Consider the following 20,188-nt stretch of genomic DNA (forward strand, 5'->3'; position numbering starts at 1 on the left):
GACCGTTCCGCCGCAGCCGAAAATACAATCAAACCATTGAAATTGCTCGTTTTGCATTTCGGGCAGCGGGAGGCTGGCGCGGGAAGGGCCTGATGTGCCAGCAGCTTTCCACGGCGGCTTGTGGATAAGTTTGCGGATAAGCCGTTCCGCCCGTTGCGCCGCCTGAGGCGAATCGGCGCCGCTACGGCATCGTGGCGGCGGGCAGCAGGGCCACGATGCGGTCGAGCCCCGCATCCCGCACGCCGAGCGCGCGCAGATGCGCCACCGTGTTCAGCAGGTATTCCCGGTTCGGCCCCATGCAGCCCTGCCCGGCCGCGATGGCGGCGGCGGCGCTCTCCGGGGCCAGCTCGCGGCAATAGGCCTCGGCGCGGCGGTCGACGATGAAGGCCACCGCCCGCCGCACCGCGCCGGGCCGGTCCAGCAGCCGCACCGGGACCAGCCGCCGCTCATACACGCCGCCCGACATCTCCCGCTCGTCCAGATAGTCCAGCACCGCCGGCGCCGCCTCCGCCTCCACGCGGAAGGCCACGCCGCGGCAGGCGCCGCCCCGGTCCAGCCCCAGCACCAGGCCCGGGGCCTCGGGCGTGCCGCGGTAGCGGCGGGACCAGATGCAGAAGCGGCGGTGAAAGCCGCGCAGCAGCGCCGGATGCATGGCGCTGTGCGCGAAGCCGGGCTTCCAGATCAGCGATCCGTAGCCGAAGACGTAGAGCGAGCCGTCCGGGTCGAGCAGCGGGGCGATGGCGGAAGGGGTCATGCGGCGGGCCAGGGCGCGCGGCCGCGCGCCACCCGCCCCGGCCTGCGCCGGGGGGAGGAGGGGAAGCGGCCGGCCGGATCGGGGTCGGGGAAGGAGCCGCGCCGCGTTTCCGCGAACGGCCTATCCTCCTATACCCTGGCCGGCGATGACCCGGAAGCCGCCTGCCTCCCCGCCCCGCTCCCGCCCCGCGTTCCGCCGGCGCGCCGGGCGGTGGCTGCTCGGCCTGGCCCTGCTGCTGGCGCTGGCCGGCGCGGGTCACACCCTGCTGTGGCGCCTGGTGGAACAGCGGCTGGAGGATGGCTTCCAGGCCTGGGCCGAAGCGCGCCGGGCCGAAGGCTGGCGGATCGCCCATGGCACGCCACGCCGGGGCGGCTGGCCCATGGCGGCCGCCCTCACCCTGCCCGCGCCGCGCGCGGCGGCCCCCGGCGGCACGGAATGGCAGGCGGAGTCGCTGACGCTGCGGGTGCCCCTGCTGCGGCCCGGCACGCTGCAGGCCGAGCCGGAGGGCCGGCAGTCGCTGCGCCTCGGCGGCGCCACCCTGCCCTTCGCCGCCGACCGGATGCTGGCCACCCTGCCCCTGGCGGCCGGCGCCATGCCGGACCATGCCGACCTCTCCGCCGCGCAGCTCCGCATCGGCGCGGGTGCGGAGGGCGTGGCGGTGGAGGCCGCCGCCGCCCGTCTCGCCCGGCAGCCCCGTGCCGGCGAGGGCGAGGCGGCCCTCACCCTGTCCCTGACGGCGGAGGAGCTGACGCTGCCGGTGGCCACGCCGCTGGGGCGCACGCTGCGCGGCGCCACGCTGGAGGTGGCGCTGACCGGCCCGCTGCCGGACCCGCGCCCCTGGCCCGCGCGGGCCGCGCAATGGCGCGATGCGGGCGGCACGTTGGAAGTGCGGGCGCTGACCCTGCGCGCCGACGAGGTGGCCGCCAGCGCCGCCGCCACCCTGGCGCTGGACGCCGCCCTGCAGCCCAGGGGAGCGGGCACGCTGCGCATCACTGGCGCGCCGCTTCTGCTGGAGGCCCTGGGCAGGGCGGGAATGGTGCCGGAGCGCACCGCCACCCTGGCGCGCGGCCTGCTCCCCCTGCTGTCCCGCCCCGACCCGGAAACCGGCCAGCCCAGCCTGGAAGTCGCGGTGACGCTGGAGAACCGGACCCTTTCCGCCGCCCGCCTCCCGCTCGCGCGCCTGCCGGCCCTGGTCCTGCCGCCCTGAGACTGCCGCCCTGAGACTGCCGCCCTGGTCCTGCCGCCCTGAGACTGCCGCCTTGAGACTGCCGGACTGACATTCCGCCGGACCGGCGCGCGGTGACCGGGGGGCGGTCCCCCCCCGGCGGCCCTTCAGAACGACTTCAGCAGCCGCTCGATGTAGTCGAGCTCGCTGGCCGGCCGCTCCCGCTCCGCGCCCCGGCGGCGCAGCTCCTCCAGGATGCGCCGGCTGCGCAGCATCTCGGCCTCCTCCGGCACCTGGGTGTCGCTGCCCTCGTCATGGGCGCCGGGCGCGTCGCGGGTGGGGCGGCCCAGCGGATCGCGGCCCTGGTTCTGCCCCGTCATGCGCTCCTGGCCCTGGCCGTCGCCCTGCTCCTGGCCCGGCATGGCCCGGCCCTCGCCGGGCCCCTCGCCGAACTGCCGTTGCATGGACTGCGCCATCTGCCGCCCGCCTTCCTGCAGGGCGCGGATGGCCTGCTGCTGGTGCGCGCTGGCATCCTGGCCCTGGCCCAGCGCCTCCTGCGCCTGCCGCATCGCCTGGTCGGCGCGGCCGAGGGCCTCGGGGATCTCCCCGGTCAGGTCGCCGAATTGCTGCATCAGCTCGCCCAGCGCGCGGCGCAGGGCCCGCTGCTGGCTCGCATCGCGCCGCGCCTGCTGGCGGGCCTGTTCCTGGGCCTGTTCCTGGGCCTGTTCCTGGGCCTGTTCCTGGGCCTGCCGCTGGGCCTGCCGCTGGGCCTGCCGCTGCGCCGGGGAGTTCTGGCGCTGGCCCGGGGGCTGGGCGCCGTTGTTCTGCGGGCCGCCGGGCGGGCGGGCCTCGCCGCGCTGGTGGCTGCGGTCCAGCATCTCGCCCTGGCGCTGCACCATGTCCTGCACCGCGCCCATCTGCTGCTGACCCCGCTCGCGCTGCTGCTGCTGGCGGCGCGCCTCGCCGCCTTCGGGGCGGGCAGCCACGCGGCCCTCCTCCAGGGCGTCCAGCATCTGCTCCAGCGCGGCCAGCTCCTGCTCCAGCCGGTCGGTGCGGCCTTCGCGGGCGGCCTCCTGCATCTCCCGCGTGCGGCGCTCCAGCTCCCGCTGGTCCATCAGGCGCTGCGCGGGGTCGAAGGGCATGGCCTCGGCGTTCTCCTGCCGCAGCCGCTCGGCCAGCGCCTCCAGGTGGCGCCGCACGGCCTCGCGCAGCGCCTCGACGCGGCGCTCCAGCTCGGCGCGGGCGGCGGCGTCGGGGGGCGTGCGCTCGGCCTCGGCCAGTGCCTCGCGCAGCGCCTCGCGCGCGGCGGCCAGCACCCGGGCCGTGCGGTCGGCGCGGCCCTCCTCCAGCGCGATGGCCGTCTGCCACATCAGCGCCTGCGCCTCCTCCACCCCCTCCGGGCGGCGGTCCCGCTGCAGCCGGTGGCGCGCCACGCGCAGCGCCAGGAAGGTGGTGATGTCATGCTCGAAGGCTTCCGGCGCGGCGGCCAGCCGGTCGAGCCCCATCCGGGCCGCCTCCCGCCCGCCGGGATCGGCCGAAAGGGCCTTGCGCAGCTCCGCCAGGGCGCGGGCCACGGGGTGGTTGAAGCTGCGCTCGGGCAGGGTGAGGGTCATCTCCCCGGAGGCGCCCTCCTGGCCCGCGCCGTCGCGCGCCACGATGCGGGCGCGCACCGGCAGCCCCGCCCAGGGGTGGGCGGACAGGTCGGGCTGCGCCACGCCGCGCTGCTGGCGCGGATTGCCGCCGGAAAGCGGCAGCTCCAGCGCCAGGGCGGGCGCCTGGGGGCGGGCCATCAGCCGCAACTCGGCACGGGCGGCGCTGACCCCCCAGTCATCCTCGGCGCCCCAGGGCAGGCGGATGGCGAGCCCGCGCGGCGCCGGCCCCGGCGCCTCGGCGAAGGTGGCGACGGGCGGCGCATCGGCCTGCACGCTGACGGTCCAGGCCGCCAGCTCGCGCCCGTCCCGCCGCAGGGTGAGGCGGGCGCCGCGCTCCAGCGGCATCTCCAGCGCGTAGCTTCCGGCATCCAGCGCGCGGAAGGGGGTGGCCCGCTCGTCCAGCCGCAGCTCGGGCACGCCGCCCTGGCCGCCCGAAAGCGCCAGTTGCAGCGTGCTGCCCTGCGGCACCCTCAGGCTGCCGCCCTCCAGCCCAAGGAAGACGGGCGCCGCGCCGGTATAGCCGGGCGGCGTGATCCAGGCTTCGAGCCGCAGCGCCGCGATGCCGGCCGGGGCGGCGGCGAGGCTCGGCCACAGCGCGCGGCGCAGCCGCTCGCCGCTTTCGCCACCCGCCATGGCCAGCGCCGCGCAAAGCCCGACCAGCAGGCCGCCGCGCAGGGCACGCCGGTCCCGCGCCGCCAGGTTGGGGCGCGGCGCGCCGACGCGGAGCCGGCTCAGCCCCGCCACGGCGCGCGCCTGGTGCGCCCGCCACAGCGCCAGCGCCGCCGGATCGTCCGTGGCCGCGTGGTCGCGCAGGGTGGAGAGGGGACGGTGCCGCAGGCCGGAGGCGGCCTCGATGCGGCGCTCGGCGGCGGCGTCGCCCGGCCAGGGAAAGCGGCGGAAGCCGCGCCACAGCGCCAGGCCCAGCGCCAGGGCGAAGCCCAGCAGCAGGAGCAGGTGAAGCCAGGCCGGCAAGGCCATGAACAGGCCCGCCAGCGCCGCCACGAGGAACAGGCCGATGACGCCGAGCGCCGGCCAGAGCCGGGGCCAGAGCGCCTCCCATCCGAGCGCCATCCGCGCGAGCCGCCGCCCGCGCGCCAGGCGCCGGGCCAGCGGGTCGCGCCGTTCCGTCACGGGGCCAGCCACTCCGGCAGGCGCTGCTGCGCCAGCAGGTCCTGATGGGTCTGCCGCGGCCGGACAACGGCGAAGCGGGTGCCATCCACCATCACTTCGGCCGCCAGCGGGCGGGCGTTGTAGGTGCTGCTCATCACCGCACCATACGCGCCCGCATCGAGGAATGCGATGAATTCCCCCGGAGGCAGGTCCGGCATGGCGCGGTCGCGGGCGAAGGTGTCGCCGCTCTCGCAGACGGGGCCGACAATGTCGGCCGGCGCCAGCGGCGCCGCGTGGCGGGCGGGGCTCAGCGGCAGGATGCCGTGCCAGGCCTCGTAGAGGCTGGGGCGCAGCAGGTCGTTCATCGCCGCGTCCGCCACCAGGAAGCGGCGGCCCCGCCCCTGCTTCTGCAGCACGATGGAGGCCAGCAGCACCCCGGCGGGGCCGGCGATCCAGCGGCCCGGCTCCAGCATCACCGGCAGTCCGAGCCCGCCGAGCGTGGCCTTGATGGTGCCGGCCAGCGCCTCGGGGGCGGGCGCCACCTCGTCGCGATAGGGAATGCCGAGGCCGCCGCCGCAATCGACGCGCTCCACCGGCAGGCCGGCGGCGCGCAGGCCCCGCACCATCTCGGCCAGCCGGGCATAGGCGGCGTGGTAGGCGGCCATGCCGGCGGTGATCTGGCTACCGATATGGGTGGCGATGCCGATGGGGCGGATGCCCGGCAGCGCGGCCATGTGGGCGTAGAGCGCGTGCGCGTCCTCATAGGCGATGCCGAACTTGTTCTCGGCCTTGCCGGTGGTGATCTTGGCGTGGGTGCCGGCATCGACATCGGGGTTGACGCGCAGCGCCACCGGCGCGCGCACCCCCATCCCGGCGGCGATGGCGGAGATCATCGCCACCTCCTCCACGCTCTCGGCGTTGAGCTGGAAGATGCCCTCGGCAAGCGCGAGGCGGATCTCCTCCGGCGCCTTGCCGACGCCGGAGAACACCGTGGCCGCGGCGGGGATGCCGGCGGCCATGGTGGCGCGCAGCTCGCCCCCGCTCACCACGTCGGCCCCCGCCCCCTCGGCGCGCAGCACGCGCAGCACGGCCTGGCTGTCATTGGCCTTGGCGGCGTAGTGGATGGTGGCCTCCAGCCCGGCGCCGTCCAGCGCCGCGCGCAGCGCGCGGTAGCGGCGGCGCAGCGTGCCGGCGGAATAGACCCATGTCGGCGTGCCCACCTCGCGCGCGATGCGGGCGAGCGGCACCTCCTCCAGCAGCAGCCCGTCATGGGCGTGCAGCGAGAGCGCCGGGCGGGCGGCGAGAAGATCGGCGAAGGACGGGTCGGCGGTATCCCGCGCGACGGGAAGCGGAGCGGCCATGCCCCATCCTAGAGCAGATCGCGCCCCGTTGGGATCGGCGGCCGGCGTGAATCTGCCCTGCGGCGGCCAGGGGCCGCGGCAGCGGGAGCCCTCCCCCGGCATGAGAGCGCGCCCGGCAGGTGCGCCCCCACTGGCCGCCCCCACTGGCCGCCCCCACTGGCTGCCCCCACTGGCCGCCTCCACTGGCTGCCCCCACTGGCCGCCTCCACTGGCCGCCTCCACTGGCCGCCTCCACTGGCCGCCTCCACTGGCCACCCTCATTGGCCACCCTCATTGATCGCCTTCATTGGCCGTGCCCATTGGCCATGCGCCGCCCCGCTCCCAGCTTGGGCGGCATGACCGACGCCGCGCCGCTGATCCTCAGCCTCGCCCTCGACCCGGCCAGCCAGGCCCGCCTCGGCCAGCTGCGGCAGGCGCATTTCCCGCCCGCGCGCAACCACCTGCCCGCGCATCTGACGCTGTTCCACGCCCTGCCGGGCGCGGCGCTGCCCGAGGTGGGCGCCCGGCTCGCGGCCCTCGCCGCCGCCACCGCGCCCATGCCGCTGCGCTTCGCGGGGTGGCGCGGCCTGGGGCGGGGCGTGGCCTGCGCGGTGGCATCGCCCCCCCTCCTGGCGCTCCGCGCGGGGCTGGCCGGCGAATGGCGGGACTGGCTGACGCCGCAGGACCGGCAAGGCTTCCGGCCGCATGTGACGGTGCAGAACAAGGTGGCGCCGGAGGCGGCGCGCGCCCTGCTCACCCTGCTGGAGGCCCGGGTGCCCCCCTGGGCCGGGCTCGGGCGCGGGCTGCTGCTGTGGCACTACCGCGGCGGCCCCTGGGAAGCGGCCGGGGAATTTCCCTTCACCGCCTGAAACCGCCGCCACCGGGCCGTCATTGCGCAGGCACCCCCGCCGAGCCGGAACCATGCCGCGCAACCTGCCCACCCAGCCCAACCCGCCCTATCCGCCCCACCACGGCCCGGAGGCCGAGGTCGAGCAGGCCGCCGGCCCGCTGACGCCGGAGGAGCGGGAGGAGGTGGATGAGCACGCCAAGCTCCGGCCGCTGGCGATCTACGAGGTGGTGCGCAAGGAGGGGGCGGAGGAGCTTGGCCGCCCCTGGCGCAGCCTGTGGTGGTCGGGCCTGGCGGCGGGGCTTTCCATCGGCCTCTCGGTGGCGACCGAAGGGGTGCTGCACGCCCTGCTGCCCGACGCCCCCTGGCGCCCGCTGGTGGAAAGCTGGGGCTACACGGTGGGCTTCCTGGTCGTCATCCTGGCGCGGCAGCAGCTCTTCACCGAGATCACCCTGACGGCCTTCCTGCCGGTTCTGGCCCACCCGACGGGCCGGATGGTGGCGACGCTGGCGCGCAACTGGTCGGTGGTGTTCCTGGCCAACATGGTGGGCACCGCGATCTTCGCGCTGCTGCTGTCCTGGGAGGGGCTGCTGCCACCCTTCGTGCGGGCGGGCGCGCTCGCCATCTCGGCGCACGTGACGGAGCTGACGCCGCTCCAGGCCCTGCTGCGCGCCGTCTTCTCGGGCTGGATGATGGCCATGCTGGTGTGGCTGCTGCCGCCGGCCGAGACGGCGCGCTTCTGGGCGATTGCGCTGGTCACCTACCTGATCGCGCTGTTCGAGCTTTCACACGTCGTGGCCGGCTCGGTGGAGGTGTTCCTGCTCGTCTTCGAGGGGCAGCTCGGGCTGGCGCAGGGGCTGGGCCGCTACATGCTGCCCTTCCTGGTGGGCAACATCATCGGCGGCTCGGCGCTGTTCGCCCTGCTCTCCTACGGGCAGGTGCATGACGAGCTGGAGGAAGGGGGCTGACGGCCCCCTGTCCCCTCAGCGGCTCGGGTAGCTGCGCGGATAGGTGATCTCCTCCGGCGGCCCGGGCGCGCGGATCGGGCCCGGGCGGCCGCAGGCGGCCAGCAGCAGCGGCGCCAGCAGCGCCACCGCCAGCAGCCCGGCCAGGCCCCTGACGCCCCGCCCCATGCCCCCGCCCCTCATGCCCCCGCTCCTCATGCCAGCCGCTCCCGCCATTCGGCGGCCATGCGGCGCACATTCACCGGCGCCGTGCCGCCATAGGAGGTGCGGGACGCGACCGAGGCCTCGACGCTCAGCACATGGAAGATGCCGCTGTGGATGCGCGGCTCCTCCGCCTGTAGCTCCTCCAGCGACAGGCCGGACAGGTCGACGCCCCGCGCCTCCGCCTTGGCCACGAGGCGGCCGGTGACGTGGTGCGCGTCGCGGAAGGGCAGGCGCAGCTCGCGCACCAGCCAGTCGGCGAGGTCGGTCGCGGTGGAGAAGCCGGCGCCGGCGGCCTCGCGCAGGCGGGCGGTGTCGGGCTTCATGTCGCGCACCATGCCGGCGGTGGCGGCCAGCGCCAGCGCCATGGTCTCGGCGGCGTCGAAGATGCCTTCCTTGTCCTCCTGCATGTCCTTGCCATAGGTCAGGGGCAGGCCCTTCATCACCGTCATCAGCCCGATCAGCGCGCCCGAGACGCGGCCCACCTTGGCGCGCACCAGCTCGGCCGCGTCCGGGTTGCGCTTCTGCGGCATGATCGAGGAGCCGGTGGTGTAGGCGTCCGACAGCTTGACGAAGCCGAAATACGGGTTGGTCCAGAGCACGATCTCCTCGGCGAAGCGGGAGAGGTGCGTGGCGCAGATGGACAGCGCCGCCAGGAACTCCAGCGCGAAGTCGCGGCTGGCCACCGAATCCAGGCTGTTGCGCGTGGGCCCGTCGAAGCCCAGCGCCGCCGCCGTCATGTGGCGGTCGATGTTGAAGCCGGTGCCGCAGAGCGCGGCCGCGCCGAGCGGGCTCTCGTTCATCCGCGCCCGGCAGTCGCCGAGGCGGGAGCGGTCGCGCCCCAGCATCTCCACATAGGCCAGCAGGTGGTGGCCGAGCGTGGTGGGCTGGGCGGGCTGGAGGTGGGTGAAGCCCGGCATCACGGTGGCGGCGTGCTCGTCGGCGCGCTCGGTCAGCGCGCGCATCAAGTCGGCGAGCTGGCCGTCGAGGCCGTCGATCGCGTCGCGCACCCAGAGGCGGACGTCGAGCGCCACCTGGTCGTTGCGCGAGCGCGCGGTGTGCAGGCGCTTGCCGGCCTCGCCCACGCGCTCGGTCAGCCGCGCCTCGATGTTCATGTGGATGTCCTCCAGCGCCTCGCTGAAGGGGAACTCGCCGGACTCGATCTCCGTGCCGATGGCGGAGAGGCCCTCGCGGATCGCCGCCTCGTCATCGGCCGAGATGATCCCCACATGCCGCAGCATGGCGGCATGGGCCAGGCTGCCGCGGATGTCCTGCCGCCACATCTTGCGGTCGAACCCGATGGAGGCATTGATGGCCTCCATGATCGCCGAGGGTCCGGCGCTGTAGCGCCCGCCCCACTGCTGGTTGCCCTGGCTGCGACTGTGACTGGACAAGGAAGGATCTGCCTCGTGCTGCTGGAACGCCGCTCCCTGCTCTCGCTCTTCGCGGCGGGGGCGACCCTAACCACGCTGCTTCCGGCACGGCAAGGGATTGCGGCGGCGCCGCTGCAACGGATTTCGGCGGAGCAGGCGGAGGGAATGAGCAAGCTGGCCCGCTCCGCCCCCCGCCCGCTGCCGGCCTTCGACTTCACCGACGCGGAGGGTCGGCCGGTGAACCTGGCCGCCTTCCAGGGGCGCCCGCTGCTGATCAACTTCTGGGCCACCTGGTGCCCGCCCTGCGTGGCCGAGATGCCGGCGCTGGACCGCGCCCAGGCGGCGCTGCGGGACGAGGGCTGGGCCGTGCTGGCGCTTTCCTCCGACCGGGGCGGCGCGGCGCAGGTGCGGCCCTTCTATGAGCGCACCGGCATCAGGCATCTGGAGATCTGGCTGGACCCGCGCGGCGCCGCCGCCCGCGCCACCGGCTCGCGCGGCCTGCCCACCAGCCTGGTCGTCAACCGCCAGGGGCAGGAGGTGGCGCGGCTGGAAGGCGCCGCCGCCTGGGACCATCCGGATTTCCTGGCGGCGCTGCGCCAGCTCGCCGGCCCCGCCGCCCCCGCCACCCACCCCGATACCGGCGCCACCTGACGCCCTTTCCCGAGGAGAAGCCCGGATGCCCAAGCCACGGATCGTCGTCGCCGGCGACAGCGAGCAGGCCGTCGCCTTCGGGCTGCTGCGGATGCTGATGCGGGAGGCGGACGCGCCGCGCGGCCGCCCCGCCATCCTGGCCGCCTTCCAGGAATGCCTGGCGGCGGTGCGCGGCGCGGCGCCGCCCCCCGGACAGGCGGTGCCCGGACAGGCGGTGCCCGGCAAGGCTCCGCCGGAAGAGGACATGCCCAGGGAGGAGATGCCAAGGGAGGACGTGCCCGAGGAGGAGGAGCTGCCCGCCGAGGAGGACGCCGCCTTCCACCCTCCCCCGCCGCCCCGCCGCCGCAAGCGCCGCCTGGGCTGAGCCCCCGGCCCCTTCCCGCCCCCTCGACGCCGCCGGCGGCCGGGGCGACACTCGCCCCATGTTCCGCAAGACAGGGATGACCGGCATGATGGGGCTTGGCATGGGGGGGCTTCGGCATGGGTGAGCTTTGGCGCCTGGGTGCTGGCGAGATCGCCGCCCGCGTGGCGGCCCGCCAGGTTTCGGCGCGCGAGGTGGCGCAGGACGCGCTGGCGCGGCTGGCGGCGGCGAACCCCCGGATCAATGCCGTGGTGCAGGAGATGCCGGAACAGGCGCTGGCCGCCGCCGGGGCGGTGGACGCCGCCCTGGCGCGCGGCGAGGCGGTGGGCCCGCTGGCCGGCGTGCCCGTCACGGTCAAGGTGAACGTGGACCAGGCGGGCTTCGCCACCACCAACGGGCTGCGCATCCAGCAGGACCTCGTCGCCGCCGAGGACAACCCGGTGGTGGCCAACCTGAAGCGCGCCGGCGCGGTGATCATCGGCCGCACCAACACGCCGGCCTTCAGCCTGCGCTGGTTCACCCGCAACAGCCTGCACGGCCACACGCGCAACCCGCGCAACCCGGCGCTGACGCCGGGCGGCTCCTCGGGCGGGGCGGGGGCGGCGGTGGCCGCGGGCATCGGCGCCATCGCGCATGGCACGGACATCGCGGGCTCCATCCGCTACCCGGCCTATGCCTGCGGCGTCCACGGGCTGCGGCCGACGCTGGGGCGCGTGCCGGCCTGGAACCCCTCCGGGCCGGAGCGTGCCATCGGCGCCCAGCTCATGGCCGTCTCGGGCCCATTGGCCCGCAGCATCGACGATCTGCGCCTGTCCTTCCACGCCATGGCGGCGGAGGACCTGCGCGACCCGTGGTGGGTGCCGGCGCCCCTGGAGGGCCCGCCCATGCCGAAGCGCGCCGCCCTTTGCGTCCGCCCCGAGGGGCTGGACACCGCGCCCGAGGTGGAGGCCGCGCTGCGCGACGCCGCGCTGCGCCTGCAGGCCCAGGGCTGGAGCATCGTCGAGACCGCCTGCCCGCCGCTGCGCGAGCCGATGCGCCTGCAGCTGATGCTCTGGCTGGCCGAGTTCCGCCGCGGCGGCAACGCCGCCGTGGCGCGCGAGGGGGACCCGGATGCCGGCTTCGTGCTGCAGCAGATGGAGCGCATCGCCCAGCTGCCGGACCTGCACCAGTTCCAGGACCTGCTGCAGGCGCGGGCCGGGCTGGTGCGGCAGTGGCAGATCTTCCTGAGGAACTATCCGGTGCTGCTGGTGCCGGTCTGCGCCGAGCTGCCCTTCCCGGACCTGCTGGACGTCGAATCGCCCGAGGCCTTCGACCGGGTGGCCGAGGCGCAGCTCGTGCAGATCGGGCTGCCGCTGATGGGACTGCCGGCGCTGACGGTGACGACAGGCAGCGTGCAGGGCAGTGCCGGGCAGAGCCCGGTGGGGGTGCAGCTCATCGCGGGGCGCTACCGCGAGGACCTGCTGCTCGCCGCCGGCGCCGCCATCGAGGCCGCCGGGCCGCGCGTGGAGGCCTGCGAGCCGGCCTGAGGAAAGGGGCGCCCCTCCGGTTCCGCCCCGCCTCTTGCGGGCCGGTTTTCCGGCGGCGGCCCGCGCCGCCCGGCACGGAGCATGACGGGCGGAAGCGGGGCACGCGGTGGAGATGCGGGCACGGCGGAGCCCCGGCGGACGCCAGACGCGGCCGGAGCACAGGCGGCAACAAGGGAGGCATCGCCTGCTTCCGGCAAAGCGCGCGGAAGGGGGGCGGTGCCTCAGTCCAGCGGACGGCCCTGAGACTGGGCCGCGAGGGCGCGGGCCATCTGGCTCAGCGCCTCCTGGTGCCGCTCATTGTCGATGAGCGCGAAGTTGCGGGCCAGTTCCAGGCACATGCGTTGCCGCACGCCCAGCGGCTGGGCCGCTCCCTCCTCGTTCAACCCCTCGAAGAACCACGACACCGGGACGGCCAGGACGAGAGCGATCTCGAACAGGCGCCCGGCGGAGATTCGGTTCAGGCCCCGTTCGTACTTGTGGGCCTGCTGGTAGGTGACGCCGATCATACTGGCCAGTTGCTGCTGCGACAGGCCAAGCATCAGGCGGCGTTCACGGATACGGGCCCCGACATGGCGGTCGGCCAGGCGGGCGCGCTGTGTGGAGGTGTCGTCCGGCTCGTCGCTCGTGGCGACGACGCCGGCCTCAATATCGGCCATGCTCTACCCTGTTAGGCTGAAAAATGATCCCATCCCTTATTAAGTAGTATATGGCCGCCGCGGTGTTGCCTTTCAGGTTACGAAGACTGACAACAGCGTGAGAGGCGCAACCGAGGCGTTATTGTCCTCCCTTGCTACCTCCCCGTTGCAGTTGTGCCAACTGCTGCCGCAACTGCCGCAACTCAGCCTTGAGCGCGGCCACATCCTCAGGCTCCTCGGCGGCGGAACGGGTGGACGCGGCCGATTCGTCCTTGCGCGGAAACGGGCTGAACAGCGACATGGCGCGCTCCATCATCGCCATGTTCTGCTTGCTCACCTCTTCCAGCCCGGCGAGCGGGTTGAAGCCGCCCATCGCCTGCTCCACCGAGACCCGCATCTGCTCCTGCTGCCGCGAGAAGCTGCCCATGGCGAATTCCAGGTAGCGCGGCACCAGCGATTGCAGGCTGTCGCCATAGAAGCCGATCAGCTGCCGGAGGAAGGAGGTGGGCAGCAGGCTCCGCCCCTTCGCCTCCTCCTCGACGATGATCTGCGTCAGCACGCCGCGGGTGATGTCGTCGCCCGTCTTGGCGTCATAGACGACGAAATCGCGCCCTTCCCGAACCATGCCCGCCAGGTCCTCCAGCGTCACATAGGAAGAGGCCTCGGTGTTGTAGAGCCGGCGATTGGCATATTTCTTGATCACAACCGTGGGTTTGGCTTCCGCCTCGGCGCCACGCTGCCTTGCCTGTTCGGCCATTGCCGCCTTCCTCCCGCCATGTGGTGGTGGTCAGGCTAGCATGGCGCTTGGTGCGGTGCGAACAGGAGGATGGCGCCTCGGCCCTTCCGTGGCGGCGCCGCGTCGCTATGTTCGCCCGGCGCGGCCCGGCCGGCGGCCGGATGCCTGCGGAGGCGTCTCCCGCCTTCCCGGCCACGTCGCGCAGGCACAGGATCTGGCATGGCAGGCCCCGAGGACGACGCGCAAAGGAAGCGGCCCGACGCGGCCCGGGAGAGCGGCACCGGTCGTGCCACCGGGGGCGCCGCCGGTGATGGCGGCCCTGGCGATGGCGGCGCTGGCGATGGCGGCCCTGGCGATGGCGGTTCCGGCCGCGGCGGCCAGGGTGAGGGGAGCCAGGGCAGACCCGAGGCGCTGGAGAAACTGGCAGAGGATTGGATCACGCTGTGGCAGAGCGAGATCTCGGCACTGGCGGCCGATCGCGAACTGGCGGAAGGCTGGTCGTCATGGACAGCCTATGGAGCGGCCCTCGGCGCCGCCTGGATGCGCGCCGCCGCCGCGCCGCCGCCATGGCCCGTCCCGCCCGCGCCATGGAGCCGGGGCTGGGGGGAGCCGGGATGGAACGATCCGGTCTGGGGCATGCCCTGGCCCGGCTTCACGGCGCCCCAGCGGCCTGCTTCCCAGGGCTCTGCTTCCCAGGGCTCTGCTTCCCAGGGCTCTGCTTCCCCAAGCTCTGCTTCCCAGGGCTCTGCTTTCCGGCCGCCCTTTCCGTTCCCGCCACCGCCTTTCCCCTGGCCCCCCGCCTCGCCGCCGCCGCCCGGCAATGCCGCGGCGCCGCCCGCCGATGACCCCGCCCCGCCGCGGCCCGCGCCCCCTGCCGCTGCATCTGGGCCTGGCGCTGCTGCGCGGGATGGGCGCGGTGCTGAGCCTGGACCCGGTGAGCGGGATGCCCTTGTCGCCCGCCTCGCCGAGCTGGAGCGGCGCCTGGCCGGTCTCGAGGGCCGGCCGGCAGGAGATGCAGCGGATCGCCGGCGCCCTCGCCGCCGGCGGCCATCCGCCTGAGCAGTTCCGCGCCGCCGTGCTGCGCCGCCTGGCGCGGCAGGACCGCGCGCTGATCGCAGGCCTCGCCGCCTATCGCCGCCATCCGGCGCGGCGGCGGGCGCCATCCCTTCCCGTGCTGTGGCAGGAGGGCGACAGCCGCCTGCTGGACTATGGCGGCGAGGGCCCGCCGCTGCTGGTGGTGCCCTCCCTCGTCAACCGCGCCTATGTGATGGATCTCGCCCCGGGCCACTCCATGCTGCGCGCCCTGGCGGAAGGCGGGGCGGCGGGGGGCGGCTCCCGCGTGCTGCTGCTGGACTGGGGCTGGCCCGACGAGGCGGCGCGCGGCTTCACCCTGACCGACTACATCGCCGGGCGGCTGGAGCGCGCCCTGGCGGCGCCGGCGCTGCGGCCGCTCGGGCCGGTGGCGCTGCTCGGCTACTGCATGGGCGGGCTGCTGGCGCTGGCCGCCGCGCTGCGCCGGCCGGAGCGGCTGCGCGGCCTGGCCCTGCTCGCCACGCCCTGGGACTTCCACGCGGGCGGCGGCGAGGCGCAGGCGCGCGCCCTCGCCCTGGCCGCCCTGCTGCCGGGCCTGGAGCCGGTGCTGGAGGCTCATGGCACCCTGCCGGTGGACCTGATCCAGACCCTGTTCGCCGGGCTCGACCCCTGGGGGGTGGCCGCCAAGTTCCGCGCCTTCGCGGCCATGGACCCGGCCAGCGAGCGTGCCCATCTGTTCGTGGCGCTGGAGGACTGGCTGAACGATGGCGTGCCGCTCGCCGCCCCCGTGGCGCGCGAGGCGCTGGGCGGCTGGTATGGCCGCAACGAGACGGCGGCGCTGCGCTGGCGCGTGGCGGGCGCGGCGGTGGACCCGGCGGCGCTCGCCCTGCCGAGCTTCGTGGCCGTGCCGGGGGCGGACCGCATCGTGCCGCCCGCCTCGGCCATGGCGCTGGCGGCGCGGCTGCCGGGGCCCAGGGTGCTGCCCGTTCCGGCGGGGCATATCGGCATGGCCGCGGGCGGCCGCGCCGAGGCGGTGCTCTGGCGGCCATTGCGGGAATGGCTGGCGGGCTTGTAAGCCGGCCATGACGCGGCGCACACTGGCCCGCCACGGTGGCGCGGGACGAGATGCCGCCCGCGCGCCCGGACAGCGCGATGGCCTCGCCGAGACACGGCCCCGCAAGGACCGACCGGCCAACACAAGGGGGAGTTACCCAGCCATGACGGATATCGTGATCGCCGCCGCCGCGCGGACACCGGTCGGCGCCTTCAACGGCGCCTTCGCCGCCCTGCCCGCCCACGACCTCGGCACCATCGCCATCAAGGCCGCGCTGGAGCGCGCCGGCGTCGAGCCCGGCGCGGTGGACGAGGTCATCATGGGCCAGATCCTGGCCGCCGGCGCCGGGCAGAACCCGGCCCGCCAGGCCGCCATCAACGCCGGCATCCCGGCCGGCGCCACCGCCTTCGGCATCAACCAGCTCTGCGGCTCCGGCCTGCGCGCGGTCGCGCTGGCGGCCCAGCAGGTGGCCTCGGGCGACGCCTCCATCGTCGTCGCCGGCGGGCAGGAAAGCATGACCCAGGCCCCCCACTGCGCCAATCTGCGCGGCGGCGTGAAGATGGGCGACTTCCAGATGATCGACACGATGATCCGGGACGGGCTGTGGGACGCCTTCAACGGCTACCACATGGGCAACACCGCCGAGAACGTGGCCCAGAAGTACCAGATCAGCCGCGACGAGCAGGACGAGTTCGCCTTCAACAGCCAGCGCAAGGCGGGCGAGGCGATGAAGGCCGGCGCCTTCCGCGACGAGATCGCCCCCGTCACGGTGAAGGGCCGCAAGGGCGACACCGTGGTCGAGAACGACGAGTACCCGAAGCCCGACACCAGCCGCGAGATCCTGGCCAAGCTGCGCCCGGCCTTCGCCAGGGACGGCTCGGTGACCGCCGGCAACGCCTCCGGCATCAATGACGGCGCCGCGGCGCTGGTGGTGATGTCGGCGGCCGAGGCGGCGCGGCGCGGCCTGACGCCGCTGGCGCGCATCGCCTCCTGGGCCACGGCGGGCGTCGATCCGGCGATCATGGGCACCGGCCCCATCCCCGCCAGCCGCAAGGCGCTGCAGAAGGCGGGCTGGAACATCCAGGACCTCGACCTGATCGAGGCCAACGAGGCCTTCGCGGCGCAGGCCTGCGCGGTGAACAAGGACCTGGGCTGGGACACCGCCAAGGTGAACGTGCATGGCGGCGCCATCGCGCTGGGCCACCCGATCGGCGCCTCGGGCGCGCGCGTGCTGACCACCCTGCTCTACGGCATGAAGGCGCGCGGCGCGAAGAAGGGCCTGGCCACGCTGTGCATCGGCGGCGGCATGGGCGTCGCCATGTGCCTCGAGGCGGCCTGACGCGGAAGGGAAAGGCCGGGGGGAAGGAATTCCCCCCGCGAACCTACAGGTTCGCGCCCATCTTTTTTCTGTCAGGTCAGGGCGTGCGTCGCCAGAGGCCGCGCACCACCTCCGCCGGGCCCTGGTGGCGCGGGCCCTCGTCCAGCCGCACCGTGCCCTCCAGGCATTCCTGCACCTCCAGCCCGGCGAACAGCCTTTCCGCCTCGGCGCGGGTCCAGAGCAGGTCGGGATCCCTCGGCCCGCCGCTGCGGCGCCCGTGCTGGGCGGGGGTGAAGCCCTCCAGCAGCAGCAGCCCGCCCGGGGCCAGGGCGCGGCAGGCGGCCTCGGCCACGATGCGGCGGTCGGGCGTGGGCAGGTGGACGAACACCCAGGCGATCAGGTCGAACCCGCCCTCCGGCCAGTGCCACGCGGTGAGGTCGGCCACCACCGTCTCCAGCGGCACGCCGGCCCGGGCGGCCAGCGCGGCGGCGCGCGCCATGCCGGTGGCGGACCAGTCCACCGCCGTCACCGCCAGGCCCTGGCGCGCCAGCCACACGCCGTTGCGGCCCTCGCCATCGCCCAGCGCCAGGGCGCGCATCCCCGGCCGCAGGCGGGGGGCCAGGGTTTCCAGGTAGCGGTTGGGCGCCTGGCCGAACAGCCACGCGCCGGCGGCGTAGCGCGCCTCCCAGGCTTCCGCCTCGCTCATGGCGCGCCTCCGCCGGGGCTCCAGCCGGGCGGCGCCAGGGTGAAGCCGGCGAAGTCGAAGGCGGGGCTCACCGTGCAGCCCACCAGCGTCCAGGCGCCGAGGCTTTCCGCCGCCTGCCAGTGGCCGGGCGGCACCAGGGCGAAGGGCTCCTCCCCCGCGCCAAGGCCAGGGCCGAGGCGGCGCTCCGCCTCCCCCGCCCCGCCGGCCGAAAGGCGCAGGCGCAGCGGCGCGCCGGCATACCAGTGCCACGCCTCGGCGGCGTCCACCCGGTGCCAGTGGCTGGCCTCGCCCGCCGCCAGCAGGAAGTAGATGGCGGTGCCGGCGCCACGCCCGCCGCCGGCGGGCACGTCGCGCCAGATCTCGCGGTAATGCCCGCCCTCCGGATGCGGGGCGAGGCCGAGCGTGGCGATCACCGCCGCCGCCGGCAGGCCAGGGTCGCGCAGGTCCACCGGGCGGGCTTCCTCAGGCCTCGGGCGGCGCGGTGCGGGCGATGGCCGGGCTGGCCGAGACCTCGGCATACCAGGCGGCGAGCGCCGGGTGCCCCTCGCGCCACGGCTCATGGGCGTAGCGGAAGTCGAGATAGCCCAGCGCGCAGGCCACGGCGACGGCGCCGATATCGGCCAAGCCCCGCGGCGGCGCCTGCTCCAGCGCATCCAGCGCGCGGGACACGGCGGCCTTCTGCCGGGCGGAGAAGGCGGCGCGGCCCTCGTCCTGCGGCAGGGTGGTGTCGTTGCCGCGGCGGGCCACGGCGGCGTCCATGATCCCGTCCGCCAGCGCCTGCATCACCAGCGCGGCGATGCGCCGGGGGCCGGGGGCCGGGGGCGGGAAACAGCGGCGCGGCGTCGCCCAGGCCGTCGAGATACTCGCAGATCACCGGGCTGTCGTAGATCGCCTGGCCCTCGTCGGTGAGCAGGGCGGGCACCTTGCTCAGCGGGTTGGCGGCGAGCAGCGCCGGCGGGCTGGCATGGGCGCTGGTGGCGACAGGCTCGACCCGCCCTTCCAGGCCGCGCAGGATGGCGCAGGCCATCACCTTGCGCACAAAGGGGGAGGTGGGCGAGTGGAAGAGCTGCATCGACGCATCCTGTGCTTCTGGCCTGTGGCGGGCGCCATCCGGCCCCCGCCCCGGCAGGATGCCGCCCTTCCGCCGCCGCGTCAGCCCCGGAAGTTGTCCTTGCCGGCGCGGATGCGGGCCAGCTCCTCCACGCTCGCGGCCCGCAGGAAGGGGTTGGTTTCCAGCTCCTGCCCCAGCGTCACCGGCAGGGTGGGCTGGCCGGCGGCGCGCGCCGCCTCGACCTCGGCGGCGCGGGCGCGCAGCGCGGCATTGCCCGGTTCCACCGTCAGCGCGTAGCGGGCATTGCTGGCGGTGTATTCATGGCCGCAGCACACCAGCGTCTCGGGCGGCAGCACCTTCAGCAGAGACAGGGCGCGGAACATGTCGGCCGCCTTGCCTTCCAGCAGCCGGCCGCATCCGAGCGAGAACAGCGTGTCGCCGCAGAGCAGCACGCCGCCCTGGGGGAAGTGGAAGGCGACATGGCCGATGGTGTGGCCGGGGCTGTCGATCACCGTGCCGGCGGTGGCGCCCACCAGCACCGTGTCGCCGGGCTGCACCGCCTGGTCGAGCTTCGGCAGGCGGTGCGCGTCGGCCGCGGCGCCGATCACCTTGCTGCCGTAGCGGGCGCGGATCTCGGCGACGCCGTCGATGTGGTCGGCATGGTGGTGGGTGAGCAGGATGATGTCGCAGCGGCCGCCCGCGGCTTCCAGCGCCTCGATCACCGGCGCGGCCTCTCCGGGGTCGCAGACCGCCACGGTGCCGGTGGCGCCGTCGCGCAGCATCCAGGCATAGTTGTCGGACAGGCAGGGCACGGCCTGGACGGTCACGGCCATCGCGGATCTCCTCGGTTGCGGCGGCATGGCGGGCGCGGCGGCGTTCGCGGCGGCCCGGCCGGTGCCGCGAAGGCGTGTCACGCCTCGAACGAGACCCTATATCAGCCTTATGAGCGACGAGGTCCACGCCGAGATGCCCGCCGGCCTCCCGCCCGACCCGCACGGGCACCGGGAGTTCTACGCCTCGGCCACCGGCCGGGTCGCGGCGCGGCTGCTGCGCAACCGGCTGCAGCGCCTCTGGCCCTCCCTGCCGGGGCGGCAGGTGCTGGGGCTCGGCCATGCCGCGCCCTATCTGCGGCTGTGGCGGGACGAGGCGGCGCGCATCCTCTGCGCCAGCCTGCCGGAAACGGACCCCGTGCCCTGGCCGCCCGGCGCGCCCGGCCTCGCCGCCCGGGTGGAGGAGGGCGCCCTTCCCTTTCCCGACCTCAGCTTCGACAACGTGCTGCTGGTGCACGGGCTGGAAGGCTCGGAGAATGCCCGCCGCATGCTGCGCGAGGTGTGGCGCGTGCTGAAGGACGAAGGCCGCGTGCTGATCGTGGCGCCCAACCGGCGCGGCGTCTGGGCGCATCTGGACAGCACGCCCTTCGGCCAGGGGCGCCCCTATTCCCCCGGCCAGCTCACCCGCCTGCTGGAGCGCAACCTCTACACCGTGACGCGGCGGGACAGGGCGCTGTTCATCCCGCCCTTCCAGGCGCGGCTGCTGCTGCGCGGGGCGCGGGTGTGGGAAGGCGCGGGCCGCGCCCTGGCGCCGCGCTTCGCGGGGGTGGTGATCGTCGAGGCGCGCAAGGAGCTCTACGGCGTCATGCCGAAGGGCAACGCGGCGGCGGCCACGGCCCGCCTGCCGGGGCGGCGCGTGCTGGTGCCGGCCGGCGCCTGAC

Annotated in this window: 20 protein-coding genes and 1 pseudogene; 9 read left to right on the forward strand and 12 right to left on the reverse strand. The window is 75.0% G+C overall.

From position 1 onward, the window contains the following. Positions 1-181: 181 nt before the first annotated feature. Positions 182-754: a gamma-glutamylcyclotransferase gene (locus tag CR162_RS05650; protein ID WP_099094568.1), complete on the reverse strand. Its 573-nt coding sequence runs from the start codon at positions 752-754 to the stop codon at positions 182-184. A 145-nt stretch (positions 755-899) separates the two neighbouring features. Between CR162_RS05650 and CR162_RS05655 the strand changes: the two genes are divergently transcribed. Next, positions 900-1,961: a DUF2125 domain-containing protein gene (locus CR162_RS05655; RefSeq protein ID WP_176559743.1), complete on the forward strand. Its 1,062-nt coding sequence runs from the start codon at positions 900-902 to the stop codon at positions 1,959-1,961. A gap of 125 nt (positions 1,962-2,086) precedes the next feature. On the opposite strand, the gene CR162_RS05660 is transcribed toward CR162_RS05655, so the two are convergent. Both CR162_RS05660 and lysA read right to left on the reverse strand, forming a co-directional pair. Further along, the gene (locus tag CR162_RS05660; protein ID WP_099094570.1) at positions 2,087-4,702 is read right to left on the reverse strand and encodes a TIGR02302 family protein; all 2,616 of its coding nucleotides are present in this window, start codon (positions 4,700-4,702) and stop codon (positions 2,087-2,089) included. Further along, positions 4,699-6,042 (reverse strand): diaminopimelate decarboxylase, encoded by a 1,344-nt coding sequence (gene lysA, locus CR162_RS05665; RefSeq protein WP_099094571.1) that lies wholly within the window; start codon positions 6,040-6,042, stop codon positions 4,699-4,701. The genes CR162_RS05660 and lysA overlap by 4 nt, the downstream gene beginning before the upstream one ends. A gap of 335 nt (positions 6,043-6,377) precedes the next feature. On the opposite strand from lysA, the gene CR162_RS05670 reads away from it, so the two are divergent. Continuing rightward, positions 6,378-6,890 carry a 2'-5' RNA ligase family protein gene (locus CR162_RS05670; protein ID WP_099094572.1) on the forward strand — a complete coding sequence of 171 codons (513 nt, stop codon included), beginning with the start codon at positions 6,378-6,380 and terminating at the stop codon, positions 6,888-6,890. 52 nt (positions 6,891-6,942) lie between these two features. Continuing rightward, on the forward strand, positions 6,943-7,836 hold the full coding sequence (locus CR162_RS05675) for a formate/nitrite transporter family protein (protein ID WP_099094573.1): 894 nt from the start codon (positions 6,943-6,945) through the stop codon (positions 7,834-7,836). 15 nt (positions 7,837-7,851) lie between these two features. Here CR162_RS05675 and CR162_RS22315 read toward each other — a convergent pair whose 3' ends face one another. Together CR162_RS22315 and argH are read right to left on the reverse strand one after the other, a co-directional pair. Beyond that, positions 7,852-8,016 (reverse strand): hypothetical protein, encoded by a 165-nt coding sequence (locus CR162_RS22315; protein ID WP_176559737.1) that lies wholly within the window; start codon positions 8,014-8,016, stop codon positions 7,852-7,854. Between the two features lie 11 nt (positions 8,017-8,027). Then, positions 8,028-9,428 carry an argininosuccinate lyase gene (argH, locus tag CR162_RS05680; protein WP_099094574.1) on the reverse strand — a complete coding sequence of 467 codons (1,401 nt, stop codon included), beginning with the start codon at positions 9,426-9,428 and terminating at the stop codon, positions 8,028-8,030. Positions 9,429-9,443: 15 nt separating this feature from the next. Here argH and CR162_RS05685 point away from each other — a divergent pair, with 15 nt between their 5' ends. From CR162_RS05685 to CR162_RS05695, 3 genes are all read left to right on the forward strand, one after another. Next, positions 9,444-10,058: a TlpA disulfide reductase family protein gene (locus CR162_RS05685; RefSeq protein ID WP_099094575.1), complete on the forward strand. Its 615-nt coding sequence runs from the start codon at positions 9,444-9,446 to the stop codon at positions 10,056-10,058. A gap of 25 nt (positions 10,059-10,083) precedes the next feature. After that, positions 10,084-10,422: a hypothetical protein gene (locus tag CR162_RS05690; protein ID WP_099094576.1), complete on the forward strand. Its 339-nt coding sequence runs from the start codon at positions 10,084-10,086 to the stop codon at positions 10,420-10,422. 116 nt (positions 10,423-10,538) lie between these two features. Further along, entirely contained in the window at positions 10,539-11,945 is a 1,407-nt protein-coding gene (locus CR162_RS05695; protein ID WP_099094577.1) for an amidase family protein, read from the forward strand. Positions 11,946-12,166: 221 nt separating this feature from the next. Here the strand turns inward: CR162_RS05695 and CR162_RS05700 are convergent, their stop codons facing one another. Beyond that, positions 12,167-12,601, reverse strand: a complete 435-nt coding sequence (locus CR162_RS05700) for a helix-turn-helix domain-containing protein (protein WP_281254956.1) — start codon at positions 12,599-12,601, stop codon at positions 12,167-12,169. A gap of 118 nt (positions 12,602-12,719) precedes the next feature. Continuing rightward, positions 12,720-13,337, reverse strand: coding sequence for a polyhydroxyalkanoate synthesis repressor PhaR (gene phaR / locus CR162_RS05705; RefSeq protein WP_099094578.1), 618 nt, complete (start codon positions 13,335-13,337; stop codon positions 12,720-12,722). An 820-nt stretch (positions 13,338-14,157) separates the two neighbouring features. On the opposite strand from phaR, the gene CR162_RS05710 reads away from it, so the two are divergent. Beyond that, entirely contained in the window at positions 14,158-15,423 is a 1,266-nt protein-coding gene (locus CR162_RS05710) for an alpha/beta fold hydrolase (RefSeq protein ID WP_176559744.1), read from the forward strand. 142 nt (positions 15,424-15,565) lie between these two features. Continuing rightward, positions 15,566-16,741 (forward strand): acetyl-CoA C-acetyltransferase, encoded by a 1,176-nt coding sequence (locus CR162_RS05715; protein WP_099094580.1) that lies wholly within the window; start codon positions 15,566-15,568, stop codon positions 16,739-16,741. A gap of 76 nt (positions 16,742-16,817) precedes the next feature. On the opposite strand, the gene CR162_RS05720 is transcribed toward CR162_RS05715, so the two are convergent. The 5 genes and pseudogenes from CR162_RS05720 to gloB form a co-directional block, all read right to left on the reverse strand. Then, a complete protein-coding gene (locus CR162_RS05720) occupies positions 16,818-17,426 on the reverse strand; it encodes a class I SAM-dependent methyltransferase (protein WP_099094581.1) in 609 nt (202 codons plus the stop codon). Continuing rightward, positions 17,423-17,875, reverse strand: coding sequence for a cupin domain-containing protein (locus CR162_RS05725; RefSeq protein ID WP_245870144.1), 453 nt, complete (start codon positions 17,873-17,875; stop codon positions 17,423-17,425). Before CR162_RS05725 ends, CR162_RS05720 begins: the two co-directional genes overlap by 4 nt. 13 nt (positions 17,876-17,888) lie before the next feature. Beyond that, entirely contained in the window at positions 17,889-18,185 is a 297-nt protein-coding gene (locus tag CR162_RS22740) for a glutathione S-transferase C-terminal domain-containing protein (protein WP_245870160.1), read from the reverse strand. A 151-nt stretch (positions 18,186-18,336) separates the two neighbouring features. Continuing rightward, positions 18,337-18,498 (reverse strand): annotated as a pseudogene (locus tag CR162_RS22745) (glutathione S-transferase N-terminal domain-containing protein); the annotation flags it as partial. Positions 18,499-18,578: 80 nt separating this feature from the next. Continuing rightward, complete coding sequence (gene gloB / locus CR162_RS05735) at positions 18,579-19,310, reverse strand: hydroxyacylglutathione hydrolase (RefSeq protein ID WP_099094583.1); 732 nt, start codon at positions 19,308-19,310, stop codon at positions 18,579-18,581. A 109-nt stretch (positions 19,311-19,419) separates the two neighbouring features. Here gloB and CR162_RS05740 point away from each other — a divergent pair, with 109 nt between their 5' ends. After that, positions 19,420-20,187, forward strand: a complete 768-nt coding sequence (locus tag CR162_RS05740) for a class I SAM-dependent methyltransferase (protein WP_245870145.1) — start codon at positions 19,420-19,422, stop codon at positions 20,185-20,187. Position 20,188: the final 1 nt, after the last annotated feature.

The sequence above is a fragment of the Teichococcus rhizosphaerae genome (assembly GCF_002631185.1).
Lineage (GTDB): Bacteria > Pseudomonadota > Alphaproteobacteria > Acetobacterales > Acetobacteraceae > Pseudoroseomonas > Pseudoroseomonas rhizosphaerae.

Bases quoted from the DNA above. Each gene is read 5' to 3' on its own strand.
- CR162_RS05695 (WP_099094577.1), top strand. From the start codon at position 10,539: ATGGGTGAGCTTTGGCGCCTGGGTGCTGGCGAGATCGCCGCCCGCGTG.
- CR162_RS05700 (WP_281254956.1), bottom strand. From the start codon at position 12,601: ATGGCCGATATTGAGGCCGGCGTCGTCGCCACGAGCGACGAGCCGGAC.
- phaR (WP_099094578.1), bottom strand. From the start codon at position 13,337: ATGGCCGAACAGGCAAGGCAGCGTGGCGCCGAGGCGGAAGCCAAACCC.
- CR162_RS05740 (WP_245870145.1), top strand. From the start codon at position 19,420: ATGAGCGACGAGGTCCACGCCGAGATGCCCGCCGGCCTCCCGCCCGAC.
- CR162_RS05710 (WP_176559744.1), top strand. From the start codon at position 14,158: ATGACCCCGCCCCGCCGCGGCCCGCGCCCCCTGCCGCTGCATCTGGGC.
- CR162_RS05670 (WP_099094572.1), top strand. From the start codon at position 6,378: ATGACCGACGCCGCGCCGCTGATCCTCAGCCTCGCCCTCGACCCGGCC.
- CR162_RS05720 (WP_099094581.1), bottom strand. From the start codon at position 17,426: ATGAGCGAGGCGGAAGCCTGGGAGGCGCGCTACGCCGCCGGCGCGTGG.
- gloB (WP_099094583.1), bottom strand. From the start codon at position 19,310: ATGGCCGTGACCGTCCAGGCCGTGCCCTGCCTGTCCGACAACTATGCC.
- CR162_RS05715 (WP_099094580.1), top strand. From the start codon at position 15,566: ATGACGGATATCGTGATCGCCGCCGCCGCGCGGACACCGGTCGGCGCC.
- CR162_RS05655 (WP_176559743.1), top strand. From the start codon at position 900: ATGACCCGGAAGCCGCCTGCCTCCCCGCCCCGCTCCCGCCCCGCGTTC.
- CR162_RS05675 (WP_099094573.1), top strand. From the start codon at position 6,943: ATGCCGCGCAACCTGCCCACCCAGCCCAACCCGCCCTATCCGCCCCAC.
- CR162_RS05690 (WP_099094576.1), top strand. From the start codon at position 10,084: ATGCCCAAGCCACGGATCGTCGTCGCCGGCGACAGCGAGCAGGCCGTC.
- CR162_RS22740 (WP_245870160.1), bottom strand. From the start codon at position 18,185: ATGGACGCCGCCGTGGCCCGCCGCGGCAACGACACCACCCTGCCGCAG.
- CR162_RS05650 (WP_099094568.1), bottom strand. From the start codon at position 754: ATGACCCCTTCCGCCATCGCCCCGCTGCTCGACCCGGACGGCTCGCTC.
- CR162_RS22315 (WP_176559737.1), bottom strand. From the start codon at position 8,016: ATGAGGGGCGGGGGCATGGGGCGGGGCGTCAGGGGCCTGGCCGGGCTG.
- lysA (WP_099094571.1), bottom strand. From the start codon at position 6,042: ATGGCCGCTCCGCTTCCCGTCGCGCGGGATACCGCCGACCCGTCCTTC.